A 416-nucleotide genomic window follows, 5' to 3' on the forward strand; every position below is an offset into this window, starting at 1 on the left:
AAGGACACAGGGTTTATAAATCGGGTTAAAACTCAAATACAAGCTCGTTCTAAACGAGGTTGTGTAACGATTATTGGTGCGGGGCCAGGTGATGTAGAGTTGCTCACCCTTAAGGCTTATCGCGCGCTACAAAATTCAGATGTCATTCTGTTCGACGCACTCGTGTCCGATGAGGTGGTGGCACTGTTTCCTAAACAAGTACAACGCATTTATGTTGGTAAGCGCTATGCCCAACATAGCATGTCTCAAGAGGGTATTTCGGCGTTGATGCTAAAACTGGCACTTGAAGGAAAACAGGTAGTACGAGTAAAAGGCGGCGATCCCGCGATTTTTGCTCGTGTTGGTGAGGAGTGTCAGGTACTTCAACAATCTGGAGTTCCAGTTTGTGTTGTTCCTGGAGTCACAGCCGCATCGGG

General features: G+C 47.4%; 1 protein-coding gene. It reads left to right on the forward strand.

Annotation, left to right across the window (positions count from 1 at the left end; translation table 11 throughout):
* Positions 1–416: uroporphyrinogen-III C-methyltransferase (locus A3762_RS06195; RefSeq protein WP_231878743.1), on the forward strand; the 416-nt coding region annotated here is incomplete at both ends.

The organism is Oleiphilus sp. HI0125 (genome assembly GCF_001635355.1).